Source organism: Salinisphaera sp. PC39 (assembly GCF_040361335.1).
Lineage (GTDB): Bacteria > Pseudomonadota > Gammaproteobacteria > Nevskiales > Salinisphaeraceae > APNM01.
Genome location: NZ_APNM01000006.1, coordinates 208,200 through 224,019, shown reverse-complemented (window position 1 = coordinate 224,019; position 15,820 = coordinate 208,200). Strand labels below are relative to the sequence as shown.

General features: G+C 69.8%; 14 protein-coding genes. 7 read left to right on the top strand and 7 right to left on the bottom strand.

The window, feature by feature from the left end; translation table 11 throughout:
* Positions 1-242 precede the first annotated feature (242 nt).
* The 3 genes from PC39_RS08100 (at position 243) to PC39_RS08090 (ending at position 4,841) form a co-directional block, all read left to right on the top strand.
* A complete protein-coding gene (locus PC39_RS08100) occupies positions 243-2,015 on the top strand; it encodes an acyl-CoA dehydrogenase (RefSeq protein ID WP_353252872.1) in 1,773 nt (590 codons plus the stop codon).
* Positions 2,016-2,139: 124 nt separating this feature from the next.
* Positions 2,140-3,249, top strand: a complete 1,110-nt coding sequence (locus tag PC39_RS08095; RefSeq protein ID WP_353252871.1) for a glutathione S-transferase family protein — start codon at positions 2,140-2,142, stop codon at positions 3,247-3,249.
* Positions 3,246-4,841: a Na/Pi cotransporter family protein gene (locus tag PC39_RS08090; protein WP_353252870.1), complete on the top strand. Its 1,596-nt coding sequence runs from the start codon at positions 3,246-3,248 to the stop codon at positions 4,839-4,841. Before PC39_RS08095 ends, PC39_RS08090 begins: the two co-directional genes overlap by 4 nt.
* Before the next feature lie 4 nt (positions 4,842-4,845).
* Here PC39_RS08090 and PC39_RS08085 read toward each other — a convergent pair whose 3' ends face one another.
* The 3 genes from PC39_RS08085 to PC39_RS08075 all read right to left on the bottom strand — a co-directional run bounded on the left by PC39_RS08085 (position 4,846) and on the right by PC39_RS08075 (position 7,673).
* Positions 4,846-6,465 carry a long-chain fatty acid--CoA ligase gene (locus PC39_RS08085; RefSeq protein ID WP_353252869.1) on the bottom strand — a complete coding sequence of 540 codons (1,620 nt, stop codon included), beginning with the start codon at positions 6,463-6,465 and terminating at the stop codon, positions 4,846-4,848.
* Positions 6,466-6,536: 71 nt separating this feature from the next.
* A complete protein-coding gene (locus PC39_RS08080) occupies positions 6,537-6,968 on the bottom strand; it encodes a PaaI family thioesterase (protein WP_353252868.1) in 432 nt (143 codons plus the stop codon).
* A gap of 69 nt (positions 6,969-7,037) precedes the next feature.
* Positions 7,038-7,673 carry a class I SAM-dependent methyltransferase gene (locus tag PC39_RS08075; protein WP_353252867.1) on the bottom strand — a complete coding sequence of 212 codons (636 nt, stop codon included), beginning with the start codon at positions 7,671-7,673 and terminating at the stop codon, positions 7,038-7,040.
* Between the two features lie 85 nt (positions 7,674-7,758).
* Here PC39_RS08075 and PC39_RS08070 point away from each other — a divergent pair, with 85 nt between their 5' ends.
* From PC39_RS08070 to PC39_RS08055, 4 genes are all read left to right on the top strand, one after another.
* Positions 7,759-8,142, top strand: a complete 384-nt coding sequence (locus PC39_RS08070) for a hypothetical protein (protein ID WP_353252866.1) — start codon at positions 7,759-7,761, stop codon at positions 8,140-8,142.
* 16 nt (positions 8,143-8,158) lie between these two features.
* Entirely contained in the window at positions 8,159-9,682 is a 1,524-nt protein-coding gene (locus PC39_RS08065) for a protein adenylyltransferase SelO (protein ID WP_353252865.1), read from the top strand.
* A 120-nt stretch (positions 9,683-9,802) separates the two neighbouring features.
* Positions 9,803-10,321: a sigma-70 family RNA polymerase sigma factor gene (locus PC39_RS08060; protein WP_353252864.1), complete on the top strand. Its 519-nt coding sequence runs from the start codon at positions 9,803-9,805 to the stop codon at positions 10,319-10,321.
* Positions 10,318-11,013 carry a DUF3379 family protein gene (locus PC39_RS08055; protein ID WP_353252863.1) on the top strand — a complete coding sequence of 232 codons (696 nt, stop codon included), beginning with the start codon at positions 10,318-10,320 and terminating at the stop codon, positions 11,011-11,013. The genes PC39_RS08060 and PC39_RS08055 overlap by 4 nt, the downstream gene beginning before the upstream one ends.
* 207 nt (positions 11,014-11,220) lie before the next feature.
* On the opposite strand, the gene mmsB is transcribed toward PC39_RS08055, so the two are convergent.
* The 4 genes from mmsB to PC39_RS08035 all read right to left on the bottom strand — a co-directional run bounded on the left by mmsB (position 11,221) and on the right by PC39_RS08035 (position 15,748).
* The gene (gene mmsB, locus PC39_RS08050) at positions 11,221-12,111 is read right to left on the bottom strand and encodes a 3-hydroxyisobutyrate dehydrogenase (RefSeq protein WP_353252862.1); all 891 of its coding nucleotides are present in this window, start codon (positions 12,109-12,111) and stop codon (positions 11,221-11,223) included.
* Positions 12,112-12,263: 152 nt separating this feature from the next.
* Positions 12,264-13,409: an enoyl-CoA hydratase/isomerase family protein gene (locus tag PC39_RS08045; protein ID WP_353252861.1), complete on the bottom strand. Its 1,146-nt coding sequence runs from the start codon at positions 13,407-13,409 to the stop codon at positions 12,264-12,266.
* Between the two features lie 251 nt (positions 13,410-13,660).
* Entirely contained in the window at positions 13,661-14,437 is a 777-nt protein-coding gene (locus tag PC39_RS08040) for an enoyl-CoA hydratase (RefSeq protein ID WP_353252860.1), read from the bottom strand.
* A 150-nt stretch (positions 14,438-14,587) separates the two neighbouring features.
* The gene (locus tag PC39_RS08035) at positions 14,588-15,748 is read right to left on the bottom strand and encodes an acyl-CoA dehydrogenase family protein (RefSeq protein WP_353252859.1); all 1,161 of its coding nucleotides are present in this window, start codon (positions 15,746-15,748) and stop codon (positions 14,588-14,590) included.
* Between the last annotated feature and the right edge of the window lie 72 nt (positions 15,749-15,820).

The window sequence follows — 15,820 nt, the reverse complement described above, 5'->3', positions numbered from 1 at the left end:
TCAAGGAACGCGGCCCGGATGAACAATCTACTGAGAGGTCACATCTAGCGCGGCCGGCAGGTCCGCGGCGTCGATCTCGCGCACACGGGATCGGACGCTGTCCACCAGTTTCAGGAAGCCGGGCGAATGGTCGCTCATGGGCGCGTTCTCCGTGATTCTGTCGCTGGCCGGACAAGGTAAGCCTGACGACGGTCGCGGGCAACGGGTTAAACTCGGGGCCCCATCCGCCGACAACAAGCGCCATGAGCACCCTGATCGACCGCCGCGACCTGGACTTCCTGCTGTACGACTTCCTCGGGGTGGAGCGCCTCTGCGAGGCCCCGAGATTCGCCCAGCACGACCGCGAGACCTTCGATGCGGTGATCGAGGCCGCCTACAAGCTGGCCGAGGAGCAGTTCGCCTCGCACGCGTCCAAGCTGGATGCCAACGAACCCACCTTCGACGGCGAACGGGTGCACCTGATCCCGGAGGTCAAGGAGGCGCTGGACGCCTACATCGAGGGCGGCTTCCTGGCCGCCGCGTTCGACGAGGAAGACGGCGGCCTGCAATTGCCGTACACCGTCGGCCAGGCGGTGTCCGCCCTGTTCACCGCGGCCAACATCGGCACCGCCGGCTATCCGTTCCTGACCGCCGCCGCCGCCAACCTGCTCAAGGCGGTCGGTTCGCCCGAGCAGCAGGCCAAGTACATGCATCCCATGGTCGAGGGCCGCTTCTTCGGGACCATGTGCCTGTCCGAGCCGCAGGCGGGCTCGTCGCTGGGCGACATCCGCACCAAGGCCTTCCCGCAGGAGGACGGCACCTACCGCATCGAGGGCAGCAAGATGTGGATCTCCGGCGGCGAGCACGACCTGTCGGAGAACATCGTGCACATGGTGCTCGCGCGCATCGACGGCGCGCCGGCGGGCACCAAGGGCATCTCGCTGTTCATCGTGCCCAAGTACCTGGTCGGCGACGACGGCGCCGTCGGCGAACGCAACGGCGTGCGCCTGGCGGGCCTGAACCACAAGATGGGCTACCGCGGCACCGTCAATACGGTGCTCAATTTCGGCGAGAACGGCGACTGCGTGGGCTACCTCGTGGGCGAGCCCAACAAGGGCCTGGCCGGTATGTTCCACATGATGAACGAGGCCCGCATCGGCGTCGGCATGGGCGCCTCGGTGCTCGGCTATTCCGGCTACCTGCACTCGCTGGCCTACGCCCTGGAGCGGCCGCAGGGGCGCAAGCCCTCCGATCCCGATCCGGCGAAGAAGCCGGTGCCGATCGTGGAGCACGCCGACGTGCGCCGGATGCTGCTCACGCAGAAGGCCTACGTCGAGGGCGGCCTGGCCCTGTGCCTGTACTGCGCCACGCTGGTCGACCGCCAGGCCACCACCGAGGATGACGACGAACGCGCGCGCCTGAAGCTGCTGCTGGACATCCTGACCCCGATCGCCAAGGCCTGGCCCTCGGAGTTCTGCCTGGAGGCCAACAAGCTCGCCATCCAGGTGCTCGGCGGCTACGGCTACACCCGCGAGTACCCGGTGGAGCGCCTGTACCGCGACAACCGTCTGAACCCGATCCACGAGGGCACCAACGGCATCCAGGCCATCGACCTGCTGGGCCGCAAGGTGACCATGCGGGACGGCGCCGCCCTCAAGCTGCTACTGCGCGAGATGGGCGCCACCGCCGAGGAGGCGACCGCCCACGACGCGCTCAAGCCGCACGCCGAGGCCCTGGCGCAGGCGATCGACACCGTCGCCGAGACCACGTCGACCCTGATGCGCGACGCCGGCGACCCCGAGCGCTATCTCGCCAACGCCAACGAGTACCTGGAGATGCTCGGACACGTGGTCATCGCCTGGATGTGGCTGCGCCAGGCCCTGGCCGCGGTCGACGGCGACGACGACTTCCACGCCGGCAAGCGGCACACCTGCCGTTTCTTCTTCCAGCGCGAGCTGCCCCGCATCGAGCGCCGGGCGCGATTGCTGGCGGACGGCGAGGATAGCTGCCTGACCATGCAGCCGGCGTGGTTCTGAGCCGGCAGGGAGGCCGGGTGCCGCGTCCCGCCGGATAGCGGGACCCTATCCGGAAACACGAAACGGCCCGGCCCGCGGGCCGCGGCCGTCGCCGTTGCCCCGGCCTCTTGCTAGAGTTCTAGACATGACGGCAACCGCGCACACCCTGTACGGGACCGAATTCTCGCTGTACACCGGCAAGGCCCGGTCGTACCTGCGTTACAAGGGCATTCCGTACCGGGAAGTCCTGTCCACGCTCAACGTCTACCGCAAGGTGATCCGGCCCGGCACCGGGGTGTCCATGATCCCGGTGGTGCGCACGCCCGAAGGCGAACTGATCCAGGACACCACCGACATAATCGATGCCCTGGAGGCGCGGTACCCGGCGCGGTCGGTGTATCCGGACACGCCCGCACAGCGGCTGACGGCATTGCTGTTCGAGCTGCTCGGCGACGAGTGGCTGCTGATCCCGGCCATGCACTACCGCTGGAATTTCCCGGCCGAGAACGATCGCTTCCTGATGGCGGAGTTCGGCCGGATCGTCGCGCCCTGGGCGCCGGCGCCGCTGCGCCGTCTCCTGGGCCGGCGGCTGGCGGCCCGCTTCAGCGGCATGCTGCCCCTGCTGGGCATCGACGAGCGCACGGCGCCGGCGATCGAGGCCTGGTACGAGTCGTTCCTGGCGCAGCTCGACGCCCACTTCGCCGAGTATCCCTATCTGCTCGGCGGCCGCGCCAGCATCGGCGATTTCGGGCTGATGGCGCCGCTGTACGCGCACCTCTATCGCGACCCGGCGCCGGGGCGTCTCATGCGCCGCGTCGCCCCGAACGTGGCCGCCTGGGTCGAACGCATGAACCGGACCCGCCCCGAGATCGGGGATTGGCTACCGGACGACGCGGTGCCGGACACCTTGATCCCCATCCTGCGACGCCAGTTCGAGGAACAGTTCCCGGTGCTGGCGGACACCGCCGCGCGCCTGGCCGAATGGCTCGACGCCCACCCGGAGGCGGCGCGGGTGCCGAGGAAGATCGGCATCCATACGTTCCGCATCGGCGAGGTCGAGGGCGAGCGGGGCGTGCTGCCGTTCTCGCTGTGGATGGCGCAGCGGCCGCTGGATTATTACCGCGGCCTCGCGGGTGACGAGCGCGCGGCCGCCGACCGCCTGCTGGCGCGCGCCGGGGGCGAGTCCGCCATGGCCATGCCGCTGCCGCGCCGGCTGGCGCGGCGCGACAACCGGCTGGTGCCGGACGGCGCATGATCGATTGGCAGCTCGCCGGGTCGGCCCTGGGCGGCATCGGCCTGTTGCTGCTGGGCATGGCCACCATGACCGAAGGCCTGCGGGTGGCCGCCGGTCAGGCCCTGCGCACGATCCTGGCGCGGGCCACCGGCCGGCCGCTGCGGGCCGTGGCCAGCGGCGTGCTGATCACCGGGGTGGTGCAGTCGTCCAGCGCGGTCACGGTCGCCACTATCGGTTTCGTGAACGCCGGCCTGCTGGGCCTGGCGCAGGCGGTGCCGGTGATCTACGGCAGCAATGTCGGCACCACCGCCACCGCCTGGCTGGTGGCCCTGATCGGGTTCCATGTGGACGTGCGCCTGCTCGCCCTGCCGTTGATCGGCATCGGCATGCTGCTGCGCGTGTTCGCGGGCCAGCGCCGGGCCGGCGCGATCGGCCTGGCGCTGGTCGGTTTCGGCGTGTTCTTCGCCGGCATCGATCTGCTGCGGGAGGCGTTCGCGGATATCGGTGCCCGGGTGCCGTTGGCGGAGCTGGTGCGCGCCGGCCCCGCCGGCATCCTGACGGCCCTGGGCCTGGGCTTCCTGCTGACCATGCTCATGCAGTCGTCGAGCGCGGCCCTGACCGTGATCCTGACGGTGGCCGGCGGCGGCATGGTCTCCCTGCCGAGCGCCGCGGTCATGGTGATCGGCGCCAATATCGGGACCACCTCGACGGCCCTGATCGCGGTGCTCGGGGCCACGCCCAACGCCAAGCGGGCGGCGGCCGCGCACCTGGTCTTCAACCTCGGCACCGGGGTGGTCGCCCTGTTGTCGCTGCCGGTCCTGCTCGGGGTGTTGTCGCTGGCGGCGGACGGCGGCCTCGCGGGCGGCGGCGCGGCCGCGGTGCTGGCGTTGTTCCATACCGCCTTCAACGTTCTCGGTGTCCTGCTGTTCCTGCCGTTGACGCCGCGTCTCGTGGCCTATCTGGCGACGCGCTTCCGCACCGCCGAGGAGGATCTCGCCCGGCCGCAGTTCCTGGACAGCACGCTGCTGGGCACGCCGGCGCTCGCCCTCGAGGCCCTGGCGCGCGAGCTGGACCGGGCGGCCGGCATCAGCCGCGGGATCGCCGTGGCCGCGCTGCGCGGCGAGACCGCCCCGGCCCGGCTCGGCGCGGAGCGCGCCGCCGTCGACCGCTTGCTGGACGTGATCGGCGATTACTGCGAGCGCCTGCAGCGCGGCAGCATGCCCCCCGAGGAGGCGGAGGCCATGACCTACGCCCTGCGCACCGTGCGCGATATCGAGGACACCCTGCTGGCGGCGCGCACCGTGGTCGACTTGGGCGCCGAGCTGCCGGCGCTGCCCGCCGGACCGGGAGAGGCGGTCGCCGGCTTCGCCGAGCATGCCGTGGCTTGTCTGCGGCGCGACGCGCCCCTCGACGAGACCGCGCTCGAGGAACGCTATCAGACCGTCAAGACACGCCTGCTGCAGGCGGGGCCGGCGGTCGCGGTGCGCAGCATCGTGCGCCATGTCGACCGCCTGAGCGCGATGCGCCGCTGCGTGCGCGAGGCCGACAAGGCCCGCCGCCGCCTGGCCTCCATGCGCGAGCGGGCGGCGGGGCGGGTCGCGGAGGTCGCCTAGGACGTCAGGCGGCGTCCCAGTTCCAGTCCTTGAACTGCTCGCGCAGGCCCAGCTTGTTGAACTTGCCGGTCGAGGTGCGCGGGATCTCGTCGATGAAGGTCACCGCCTCGGGCAGCATCCACTTCTCCAGGCGCTGCTTGAGGAATGCCACGAGCTCGGCCTCGTCGAGATCGGCGCCCTCGTGGCGGACGACGCAGGCCAGCGGCCGCTCGCCCCACTTGGGGTGGGCCTTGGCGATCACCGCGGCCTCGGCGACCTTGTCGTGGGCCATGATCTCGTTCTCCAGGTGCACGGACGAGATCCACTCGCCGCCGGACTTGATCAGGTCCTTGGTGCGGTCGGTGATGTGGATGTAGCCGTCGCGATCCACGGTGGCGACGTCGCCGGTGCGCAGCCAGCCGTCCGCGGAAAACTTGTCCTCGGGCGAGCCGACGCCGTAGTAGGCCGCCGTGACCCAGGGACCGCGCACCTGGATCTCGCCCATGGATTCGCCGTCCCAGGGTTGGACGGTGCCGTCGTCGGCGACGATGCGCAGGTCCACGAACGGCGAGGGTACCCCCGCCTTGGCGCGCTGGCGGTACTGGGTGTCCGGGTCGGCGTCCTGGTAGCGGGGCTTGAGCCGGGAGACCGTGACCAGCGGCGAGGTCTCGGTCATGCCCCAGCCCTGCAGCACCTGCAGGCCGTACTCGTCGAAGCGCCGGATCATCGCCTCGGGCACCGCCGAGCCGCCCACCACCATGCGGATGTTGGGCAGGGTCCAGCGCTTGGGTTCCTTGTCCAGCGCGTTGAGGATGCCCATCCAGATGGTGGGCACGCCTCCCGTGACGGTGACGCCCTCGCTCTCGAACAGGTCGAGCAGGCTTTCGGCGTCCAGATGCGGTCCCGGATAGACCTGCTTGGCGCCGGCCAGGGTGGCCGTGTACGGCAGGCCCCAGGCGTTGGCGTGGAACATGGGCACCACCGGCAGGCAGGAATCGTTGAACGACAGCCCGACCGTGTCCGGCAGGGCGCCGGCGAAGGCGTGCAGCGCCGTGGAGCGATGCGAGTAGACCACGCCCTTGGGTTTGCCCGTGGTGCCCGAGGTGTAGCACATGCCGCAGGCGTCGTACTCGCTCTTCTCGGGATACACGAACTCGTTCTGCACGCCGTCCAGGAAGTCCTCGTAGGACGCCAGACCGTCGGGCACGGCCTTGCCGGACAGCGGCACCACCAGGACCCGCTCGAAATCGACCCGGTCGGCGAATTTCTCGTACAGCGGCAGCAGGACGTCGTCGACGATCAGGAAGCGGTCCTCGGCGTGGTTCGCGATCCAGGCGATGTCGTCCGGCGGCAGCCGCAGGTTGAGGGTGTGCAGCACCGCGCCGGCGGCGGGCACGCCGAAGTAGCACTCCAGGTGCGCGTAATGGTTCCACATCAGCGTGGCCACCCGGTCGCCCGGCTTCAGGCCGGCCTCGAGCAGGCCCTGGGCCAGGGTGCGGGCGCGGCGGTGGAAATCGGCGTAGGTGTAGCGGTGGCGCGACTTGTCGGGCATGTTGGACACGATCTCGGTGTCCGCGAACTGGTGCCCTGCGCGCTCCAGCAGATCGTCCAGCAGCAGCGGACGGTCCATCATGGTGGATTGCATGGTGATCTCCTCCGGATATTTTCTAATACCACCGTCGCGGAAGATTCGCATCGCCCGCGTGGTGCCGTCTACTACCTGATCGCGTAGGTGAAGATGCCGTGGCAGAGCCGGCGGCCGCTATCGTTGTAGATGTCGGCGTCCACCACCGCCGTGGTGCGGCCGAAGGACACGCAGCGCGCCTCCGCGACCAGGTGGCCCTCGGTGCCCGCGGGGACCGAGGCCAGGTAGTTCAGCTTGCCCTCGATGGTGAAGGCCTTGCGGTCGAAGCCCGCGCGCCAGAGCACGAGGTAGGCCACCGCCGCATCCGCCAGGGCGTAGGTGATGCCGCCGTGCAGGAAACCGCCGCCGTGGAAGTATTCCGGGCGCAGGTCGAGGTGGCACAGCGCCCGTTCCTCGTCGATCTCCTGCAACTCGAGCGGCAGCAGGCTGTGGAACGGCGAGTTCGCCGCCATCATGGCGTTGATCTGCGCCGGCGTCGGGCGCGGGTCGTGGGTCTCGGACATGCGGTTGTCATGGCTGGATGGAAACCAGCCCGCGTTTCTAGCATGTCAGGCGGTGTGGAGCGAGCCCGGTCAGGCCGCGGTCGGCATCGCCGCCCGCCGGGTATAACGCCAGATGGTCGCGGGCGGGACGTTGCGCAGGGCGAAACGGGCGATCGCGGCCTCGTAGCCCCAGCGCCCGAGCCGCCGCTTCGGTACCGGTGAGCCCGGCATGTAGGTGATCTGCACGAAACGGCCGTGATCGCCCATGGCGGCGAAGGCCTGGTCCAGGATCGCGCGCTGCACGGATGGCGGCATGGTCAGGATGGGCAGCGTCGAGATCACCGCCCGCACCCGGCGCGCGCCGTGCGCCGCGAGGATCCGGTCCAGCCGCGCGGCGTCGCCGCACACCGTGGCCACGCTGGGGAAGCGCGCCGCCAGCACGCGGTGCAGCTCCGGGTTCTGTTCCAGCACCAGCAGCCGGTGGGCGGGCACGCCCGCGGCGAGCAGCGCCCGGGTCACGGGACCGGTGCCGCCGCCCAGCTCCACCACCCAGCCGGTCTCGCCGGTCGCCTCGCGGGCTAGCGCGGCCGAGACGGCGTCGCCGCTGGGGGCGGCGGTGGCGATGCGCAGGGGCGTGCGCATCCAGAGTTTGATCAGCAGGCGGCTGTCGGGATTGAGCATGGCGACTATGCAGCGATGACCGTGGATGCGCCATTCATATGGCACGCGGGTGACAGGGCCGTGAAACCGGCCCCGGATTCGGCTCCGCTGGTACGATATAGGCACGAGCCTGACCCCACGGATGACCGCCATGTTCCGATTAGCCTGTATCGCCGTGATCGGCGCGAGCCTCGCCGGCTGCGCCCTGTGGGGGCAGGAGGAGACGCCGGAGGAGAAGCCGGCGCGCAAGGGGCCGGTCCAGCCCATCGAGGTCTTCGAGCAGACCAAGGAGCCCCGGCGCGAGTATCCTGGGCGCGAGGACCCGGACGGTCTGTCGCGTGACATCGAGCGCCTGCAGGACGCCCGCCGCGAGTATGAGAACGAGCGCGCGCGCGAGGCGGCCGAGGCGCGCCGGCGTCAGGAGGAATGCAAGGCGATGGAAGGCTCCAAGCAGGTGCCGATCGAGGACGGCAGCGAGAGCCAGGAAGGTTATTGCCAACCGCCGCCGCCCGGCGGCGGTGATGACGGCGAGTAACGGGCCGGCGTCCCTCTTGAGCGTATCCGATCGGCAACCGGCGGCGCGGTTCGACGACCTGGATTGGGACAATCGCCTCGCGGCCCTGGGCGAGACCTATGCCGCGCCGCAGGCGCCGACGCCGCTGGCGTACCCGCCGCATCCGGTCGCGTTCAGCCCCGACGTGGCGGCGTCGCTGGGTCTCGACCCGGCGGTGGCCGACGATCCCGACTTCGTGGCGGTGGTGGCCGGCAACCGCGTGCCCGCGGGCGCGGCGCCGGTGGCCCAGGTCTACGCCGGCCATCAGTTCGGTGTGCGGGTACCGCGCCTGGGTGACGGCCGCGCCATCCTGCTCGGCCAGGTACGCGGTCCCGATGGCCGCCTGCGCGACATCCAGCTCAAGGGGGCCGGCCGCACGCCATACGCACGCGGCGCGGACGGCCGCGCGATCCTGCATTCCACCGTGCGCGAGTTCCTGGCCAGCGAAGCCATGGCGGGGCTCGGCATCCCGACCACGCGGGCGCTGGCGGTGGTCGGTTCCGACGACCCCGTGCAGCGCGAGGTGCCGCACACGGCCGCGGTGTTGGCGCGGGTGGCGGATACCCACGTGCGCTTCGGCAGTTTCGAGTATTTCTTCTACCGCGAGATGTTCGACGCCCTGGCGCCGTTGGCGGACCACGTGATCGCCGCCGAGTATCCCGATCTGACCGCGATCGCCGACGACGCCGAGCGCTACCGCGCCTGGATGGCCGCCGTGATCGATCGGACCGCCGAGCTGGTCGCCGACTGGCAGGCGGTGGGCTTCGTGCACGGGGTGATGAACACCGACAACATGTCCGTGACCGGCCAGACCCTGGACTACGGGCCGTTCGCCTTCATGGACGGCTACATCCCGAACTGGACGCCCAACCATTCGGACATGCACGGGCGTTACGCCTTCGACCGCCAGCCCACCATCGCGCTCTGGAACCTGGGCCGCTTCGTGCAGGCGATCCTGCCGCTGCTCGCGCACCATGCCGACGACGCCGTCGCCATCGGCCGCGAGGCGCTGGACGCCTACCGCGGCCGTTTCGACGCCGCCTACCGGCGGCGGATGCGGGCCAAGCTGGGCCTGCGCGAGGCGCGCGACGGCGACGACACCCTGCTGGAAGGGCTGCTCCGGCGCATGGCCGCGGAGAGTGCCGACTACACCCGCGTCTTCCGGGCCCTGGGCCGGGTCGGCGCCGCGGACGATGCCCCGGCCGGCCCGTTCCTGGACGAGTTCGCGGATCGCGAGGCGGCCGCCTCCTGGGTGGCCGACTGGCGGACCCGCCTGGCCGCCGAGGGCACGACCGACGATGCCGAGCGCCGCGCCCGCATGGAGGCCGTGAACCCCAAGTACGTGCTGCGCACCTATCTCGCGGAAGCCGCCGTCGAGCGGGCCCGCGAGGGCGACTTCGGCGAGATCGAGCGTCTGCGCCGTATCCTGTCGGCGCCCTGCGACGAGCAGCCGGCGCACGAGGACTATGCCCGCCTGCCCCCGGAGTGGGCCCGTGGTATCGCCCTCAGTTGCTCGGCGTGATCGCGGTCGGCGGGCTTTCGTGACAGCGTTGCCCCGGATCGCCGGGTTCGGCCGCAAGCAACCGCCTCCCGACCCGGTCCCATAGCCAGGACCCCGCGAACGGCCCCGGACACCGACGGGATGAACAGCAGACAGCACCGATTCGACGCGATGGTGGGCGCGGTCGCCGACGACCTTCACCGCTACGCGGTTTGGCTGTGCCGTGATCCGTCGCTGGCCGAGGATCTGGTGCAGGAGACCCTGCTGCGCGCCTGGCGCTTCCTGGACAGCCTGCGCGACGCCGACGCCGCCAAGTCCTGGCTGCTGACCACGCTGCGGCGCGAGCATGCCCGGCTCTACGAGCGCAAGCGCTTCGACTACGCGGACGTGGACCTGGGCACGCTGCCGGATGCGGTCGCGGGCGGGCCGGAGGCGGATGCCGAGACCGCCGAGCTGCGGCGGCGGTTGTTCGAGTTGCCGGCGGACTACCGCGAGCCGCTGGCCCTGCAGGCGCTGCTCGGCTGCAGCGTGCGCGAGATCGCGGGGATCGTCGGCATCAGCGAGAGCGCCGTGATGACCCGCTTGTTCCGGGCCCGCAAACAGTTGATGAGCGCGGTCGGGGCCGAAGGCTCGCGACCGGGCCGGGAGGAACGACCGTGAATTGCCTGGATTGCCGCCGCGCCCTGCTGACCGATCCCCGGTCGGAGGATGCCGCGCTGCACGAACACTTGCGCGAGTGCCCGGCCTGCGCCCGCTACGCGGCCGAGGTCGGCGCCTTCGAGACGCGGCTGCGGACCGCGCTGCGGGTGCCGGTGCCCGAGCGGCTGCCGGAGCGGGTGATTTTCGCCCGCAGCCGCGGGCGCCGGCGCGGTGTGCGCTGGCTGGCGGCGGCCGCGGTCCTGGTGCTCGGCATCGGCGTGGGCTACAGCGGCTGGCAGTACCTGGCCCCGTACCGGCTGGCCGACGACATGATCGCCCACATGGCCAAGGATCCGCTGCACCGCCAGGCGGCGGCGCCGGACGCCGCCGCCGAGCTTACCGGCATGGGCGAGCGCCTGGGCGTGGGTTTCGACGCCAACCTGCTGGCGCATGTGCTGCGCGCGCGTTTCTGTGACGTCCAGGGCAAGCAGACCGCCCACTTCGTGTTCGAGCACGGCGGCACGCGTGTCACCGCCTTCGTGCTGCCGGACGGCGCCTGGCCGCGCGATGTCGACCTGGAACGGGCCGGCATGCGCGGCCGCGTGATCCAGACCCGCCGTGGCGTGATCGCGCTGTTCTGCCCCGAAGGCGAGGGCCGCCAACTGAACGAGCTCGCCGCGATGCTGCGCGACGAGGTCGTCTGGCAGGGGTAGTAAAAATTCGATCCGCAGATTGACGCCGATGGACGCAGATTGAGGGCACTGGTTTGAAAACCGTTTGCGTGAATCCGCGGACTCTCCTCATTTCGAGGAATCACGGAGCCGTATGCCGGGACCAGCGCTCCCGCTCGTTACCGGCACGATTTGGGGGAAAAACGGGTCTGCCTCTGCGTCAATCGGCGTTCATCCGCGGATGACAACTCACTCCGAATTCCGGAACCGTTCCAGGATGCTGGAGAAGTCCTTGTCGGCGTAGCTGGCCTCGGCGTGCTCGCCGTAGAGCTTGCGGGCGAGCTCGCCCATGGGGGTTTCGGCGCCCAGGCGCTCGGCGGCGGCCGCGGCCAGGCCCAGGTCCTTGTTCATGAGCTTGACCAGGAAGCCGCCCTCGTAGCCGTTGCCCGCGGGCACGCCGTCCTGCACCCCGGGCCAGGGGTTGTAGGTGTCCAGCGACCAGTTGCGGCCCGAGGACGCGGCCATGATCTCGGTCATCGCCTTGGGGTCGAGACCGGCCCTCGCACCCAGCGCCAGGGCCTCGGCGGTGCCGATCATGTGCACGGCCAGTAGCATGTTGTTGCAGATCTTGGCGACCTGGCCGGCGCCCGAGGGCCCGGCGCGGAACACCGCCTTGCCCATGGCGCCGAGCACCTCGCGGCCGCGGTCGACGTCCTCGGCGTCGCCGCCGCAGATGAAGGTGAGCTTGCCGGACTTGGCCGCGCCCACGCCGCCGGACACCGGCGCGTCGATCATGCCCACGCCGCGGGCCTTGGCGGCTTCGTGCACCTCGCGCGCGTCCTCGGCGGCGATGGTGGAGGAATCGATCACCAGGGTCGCCGGGTCGATGCGGTCCAGCAGCGCCTGGTCGCGGATGTAGAGGTCCTTGACGATGTCGCCGTTGGGCAGCATCGAGACCAGGACGTCCACCCCGGCCACGGTGTCGCCGGGTGTCTCCGCGAGGGTGGCGCCGTCGGCGATCAGCGGCTCGGCCAGCGCCGGGTCGAGATCGAAGACCTTGAGCGTGTGTCCCGCGGCCAGCAGGTTGGCGGCCATGGGGCCGCCCATGTTGCCCAGGCCGATGAAGCCGATAGTCGCCATGGTTCTCTCCTCCATAACGGGAACCACAGAGTCACGGAGCCACAGAGAAAGAACACGAAGATGCAATGACAGGTCCGCTTCGCGTCTTTGTTTCTTTTTAAAAACTCTGTGCCTCTGTGTCCCTGTGGTTGATTAAATGAAGACCCACCCAGTCAAGGTTGCTCCGCCGGCAGGTCGGCCAGCGGGTGCTCGCCGTCCCAGGGCGCCTCGAAATGGGCCTCGATGTAATCCTCGGGAATCTCCGCGACCGACTGGTAGCGCCAGGCCGGCTTGCCGTCCTTGTCGATCAGCAGGGCGCGTATGCCTTCCGCGAAGTCCGGATGGCGGATGCACTGGGCGGCCATCTTGAGCTCGCGCATGAAGCACTGCTTGAGCGACAGATGCGCCCCGCGCCGGATCTGTTCGTGGACCAGCGCCGCGGTCGTGGGGCAGCCGCCGTCCAGGGTCTTGGCGGCGCGCGTCAGCCACTTGTCGTCGCGGCTTTCCAGGGCGCGGATGGCCGCCACGATCTCGCTCAGGGTCGCGGCGTCGGTGGCTTCGTTGATGGTGTCCAGGTGCTGGCGCACCGTCGAATGCGGCGGCTGCGCGCCGGATTCGTGCGCCAGCCGCCGCAGCACGCCGTCCACCACGCGGTGCGGCTCCGTCCAGTCCGCGGCGGCCGCCAGCCGCTCGATCAGGTCGTCGCCGGACTCGGCCGGCAGGAAGCGGTCGGCGAGGTTGCAGAACAGGGCGTCGCCGGCGTTGATCTGGGCGCCGGTCAGGCCCAGGAACAGGCCGGTGCGCCCCGGCATGCGGTTGAGGAACCAGGTGGCGCCCACGTCCGGGAACAGGCCGATGCCGATCTCGGGCATGGCCATGCGGGTGTTCTCGGTCACCACCCGGTAGGACGCACCCTGCAGGATGCCCATGCCGCCGCCCATCACGATGCCGTCGCCCCAGGCGATGGTGGGGGTGGCCAGGCAATGGATGGTGTAGTCCAGGCGGTACTCGTCGGTGAAGAAAGCGTCCGGATAGTCGGCGTCGCCGTCGCCCTCGCCGGCCATCGCCCGCATGCCGTGATAGATGCGCACGATATCGCCGCCGGCACAGAAGGCCTTCTCGCCCGCGCCCTCGAGCAGGATACAGACCACGTCCGGGTCGGCGTCCCAGTCCCGGAGTTGCGGCGTGAGCCGCCGGATCATGTCCAGGGACAGCGAGTTCAGGGCCTTGGGCGCGTTCAGCGTGGCCCTGCCCAGGCGCTTGCCATCGCCCAGCGGGATCTCTTCCAGCAGCAGGGTGTCGGCGTTGTCATCCGCCATCTACGATCTCTCCTCGATTCGATGTTCAACCACAGAGACACAGAGGACACAGAGCGAAAACGATGTCGTCGTCCCGGACGCGCTGCGGTGCAGCGCGATCCGGGACCCAGGGATGCATTCTCCATCGTCGAATGTCCCCCTGGACTGCGGACAAACCGCTTCGTGTCTTTCCGGAGTGACAACAATCACTTCACTCTGTGCCCTCTGTGCCTCTGTGGTTAGTCTCCGGACTGCGTGTCTCCGTGGTTGATTCAGCCGTTCTTCCACTCGGGTGACCGCTTCTCCAGGAAGGCGTTCACGCCCTCGGCCTGGTCCGCGGTGTCGAACAGGCCCACGAAGGCCTCGCGCTCGGCCGGGAGGTTCCAGGCCGGCCCCTGGTAGCGGGCGCTCTGGATCAGGCACTTGCAGGCGCGTACCGCGGGCGGGGACTGGTTGCCGACCTTCTCGGCGAGGGCCACGGCGGTGTCCAGCGCCTCGCCGGCGGCCACGGTCTGCTCGGTCAGGCCGATGCGTTCGGCGGTGGCCGCGTCCACGCGTTCGCCGCAGAGGATCATGCGCTTGGCCCAGCCCTCGCCCACCAGCCACGGCAGGTTCTGGGTGCCGCCGGCGCAGGGCAGCAGGCCCACGCCGGCCTCCGGCAGCGCCATCTTGGCGTTGTCGGCGGCGATGCGGATGTCGCAGGCCAGGGCGCATTCCAGGCCGCCGCCCATGGCGTAGCCGTTGACCGCCGCGATCGACACGCCGGCATAGGCCGAGAGCCGCTCGAAGGCGCGCCCGAAGGCCCGCGCCATGTCCGAGGCCACGCCCTTGTCGCCGTCGGCGAAGGTCTTGAGGTCGGCGCCGGCGGAGAAGAACTTGTCGCCGGCGCCGGTGATCACCAGCGCGTAGTTGTCGGCGTCGGCGTCCAGCGCCTCGATCACGTCGTGCAGCTCGTCGAGGCTGGGCTGGGTCCAGGTGTTGGCGGGCGGGTTGTCGATCGTGAGCACGGCCACGTGGCCGCGCTTTTCGACCTGGATGTTCGCTGTCATGCGTGACCCTCCATTTTTACGATTAACCACAGAGGCACAGAGGACACAGAGTTTTCAAGAATTAAATCCACAAAGACTGTGTCGTTAGTGTCTTGTGGTCATGCATTTCTTTGCTCTGTGATCTCTGTGCCTCTGTGGTTCAATTCAAATTCATTGCATGGCCTCGAGCACGCCGTCGGCGAACATGCGCCGGGCGACGACCAGGCGCATGATCTCGTTGGTGCCCTCCAGGATCTGGTGCACGCGCAGATCGCGGACCATGCGTTCCAGCGGGTATTCCCGGATGTAGCCGTAGCCGCCGTGAAGCTGCAGGGCGTCGTTGCAGACGTTGAAGCCGGCGTCCGTGGCGAAGCGCTTGGCCATGGCGCAGTAGGCGGTGGCTTCGGGATCGCCGCGGTCGAGCTTGCTCGCGGCCAGGCGCACCATCTGGCGCGCCGCCACCAGTTCGGTGGCCATGTCCGCGAACTTGAACTGCAGGGCCTGGAAGCCCGTCAGGGCGCTGCCGAACTGGCGGCGCTCGCGCATGTAGTCGCGCGTGATCTCCATGGCCCGTTGGGCTGTGCCCACCGAGCAGGTGGCGATGTTGATGCGGCCGCCGTCCAGGCCCTTCATCGCGAACCGGAAGCCCTCGCCCTCGGCGCCGACGCGGTTACGCGCGGGCAGGCGCACGTCGTCGAAGGCGATGGCGCGGGTGGGCTGGCTGTTCCAGCCCATCTTGGGCTCCTTGCGGCCGTAGGACACGCCCTCGGCGTCGCCGGGCACCAGGAAGCAGGTGATGCCGGCGGCGCCCTCGCCGCCGGTGCGCGCCATCACCACCAGGGCGTCGGTGTCGCCCGCCCCGGAGGAGAAGACCTTGCCGCCGTTGAGCACGTAGTCATCGCCGTCACGGCGGGCCGTGGTCTTGAGGCTGGCGGCGTCGGAGCCGGCGCCGGGCTCCGTGAGGCAGTACGAGGCCAGCTTCCGACCCGAGGTCAGCGGCTCGCCCCATTCCGCGACCAGGTCGTCGTCGCCGAACTCGGTCACCATCCAGGTGGCCATGTTGTGGATGGTGATGAAGGCGGTGGTCGAGGTGCAGCCCTTGCACAGGGCCTCGAACACGATGGAGGCGTCCAGCCGCGACAACCCCAGGCCGCCCGCCGCCTCAGGCGAGTACAGGCCGCAGAAGCCCAGTTCCCCCGCGGCCGCGATCACGTCCTTGGGGAAATGCGCCTCGGCGTCCCACTCGGCCGCGTGCGGCGCCATCTCGCTCAGGGCGAAGGTCTCGGCGGCCTCCTGGAAGGCGCGTTGGTCGTCGGTGAGCTCGAAGTTCATGGGTTCAGGATTCGTAACCACAGAGGCACAGAGGCCACAGAGTTTTTAAAATAAAAACAGTTTCTTCTCCGT

Coding starts and splice junctions, on each gene's coding strand:
- PC39_RS08100 (WP_353252872.1), top strand. CDS start 243: ATGAGCACCCTGATCGACCGCCGCGACCTGGACTTCCTGCTGTACGAC.
- PC39_RS08095 (WP_353252871.1), top strand. CDS start 2,140: ATGACGGCAACCGCGCACACCCTGTACGGGACCGAATTCTCGCTGTAC.
- PC39_RS08090 (WP_353252870.1), top strand. CDS start 3,246: ATGATCGATTGGCAGCTCGCCGGGTCGGCCCTGGGCGGCATCGGCCTG.
- PC39_RS08085 (WP_353252869.1), bottom strand. CDS start 6,465: ATGCAATCCACCATGATGGACCGTCCGCTGCTGCTGGACGATCTGCTG.
- PC39_RS08080 (WP_353252868.1), bottom strand. CDS start 6,968: ATGTCCGAGACCCACGACCCGCGCCCGACGCCGGCGCAGATCAACGCC.
- PC39_RS08070 (WP_353252866.1), top strand. CDS start 7,759: ATGTTCCGATTAGCCTGTATCGCCGTGATCGGCGCGAGCCTCGCCGGC.
- PC39_RS08060 (WP_353252864.1), top strand. CDS start 9,803: ATGAACAGCAGACAGCACCGATTCGACGCGATGGTGGGCGCGGTCGCC.
- mmsB (WP_353252862.1), bottom strand. CDS start 12,111: ATGGCGACTATCGGCTTCATCGGCCTGGGCAACATGGGCGGCCCCATG.
- PC39_RS08045 (WP_353252861.1), bottom strand. CDS start 13,409: ATGGCGGATGACAACGCCGACACCCTGCTGCTGGAAGAGATCCCGCTG.
- PC39_RS08040 (WP_353252860.1), bottom strand. CDS start 14,437: ATGACAGCGAACATCCAGGTCGAAAAGCGCGGCCACGTGGCCGTGCTC.
- PC39_RS08035 (WP_353252859.1), bottom strand. CDS start 15,748: ATGAACTTCGAGCTCACCGACGACCAACGCGCCTTCCAGGAGGCCGCC.